The organism is Acidovorax sp. KPB24-03 (assembly GCF_057546605.1).
Map to the genome: position 1 here is coordinate 1 of NZ_BAAJYR010000718.1, position 1,115 is coordinate 1,115.

Consider the following 1,115-nt stretch of genomic DNA (forward strand, 5'->3'; position numbering starts at 1 on the left):
CCACGCTGCGCGCCGATGCCGCGCGGCCGCGCCCGCGAGCGTGGGCCGCCTGGGCGCGGCGCGCTACTTCTTTCATTACGAGCTGCCCAAGATCGGCGCCTGGCTGAACGTGGTGCGCACGCGCGACGGCACCTGCGCCAGCCTGCCGGAAGACGCGTTCTGACCGCGCCCGGCCATCGCTCCCGGGACACCGCCGGGCGCCGGTCCGCAGCACAATGCACCGGCGCCGCGCGGATCGGGCAACGTTCAGGCAGGGCGCGCCGGCCCCCCATCACCACCAACGAGGAGACCCCGACATGACCCGCACCATCCAACAACTGTTCGACCTCTCCGGCAAGACCGCGCTGGTCACCGGCGGCTCGCGCGGGCTGGGGCTGCAGCTGGCGCAGGCGCTGGGCGAGGCCGGCGCGCGCATCGTGCTCAGCTCGCGCAAGGCGTCCGATCTGGAGGAGGCCACGGCCACCTTGCAGCAGGCCGGCATCGACACGCGCTGGATCGCCGCCGACTGCGCGCAGGAGGCCGACATCCGCCGCCTGGCCGACGAGACGCTGCAGCGCGTGGGCGATGTGGACATCCTCGTCAACAACGCTGGTGCCGCCTGGGGCGCCCCGGCCGAGGACCACCCGGTGGAGGCCTGGGACAAGGTGATGAACCTGAACGTGCGCGGCTACTTCATCCTGAGCCAGCAGATCGCCAAGCGCAGCATGATCGGGCGGCGCAGCGGCAGCATCATCAACGTGGCCTCCATCGCCGGCCTGGGCGGCAACCCCAGCGGCATGAACACCATCGCTTACAACACCTCCAAGGGCGCCGTGATCAACTTCACCCGTGCGCTGGCCGCCGAATGGGGCAAGTACAACCTTCGCGTGAACGCCATCTGCCCCGGCTTCTTCCCGAGCCGGATGACGGTGGGCACCCTGAAGGCCATGGGTGAGGAAAAGCTCGCCAACCATGCGCCGCTCGGACGGCTGGGCGACGACGAAGACCTGAAGGGCCTGTGCGTGCTGTATGCCAGCGATGCCGGCAAGCACATCACCGGCCAGTGGCTGGCCGTGGACGGTGGCGTGAGCATCGTCACGGGCGGCTGAATGTGGCCCCACGGTCGCGCACTGCGT

General features: G+C 70.4%; 1 protein-coding gene. It reads left to right on the plus strand.

The window, feature by feature from the left end; genetic code table 11:
- Positions 1 to 296: 296 nt before the first annotated feature.
- Positions 297 to 1,088, plus strand: a complete 792-nt coding sequence (locus AC27KI_RS25475) for an SDR family oxidoreductase (protein ID WP_317357624.1) — start codon at positions 297 to 299, stop codon at positions 1,086 to 1,088.
- Positions 1,089 to 1,115: the final 27 nt, after the last annotated feature.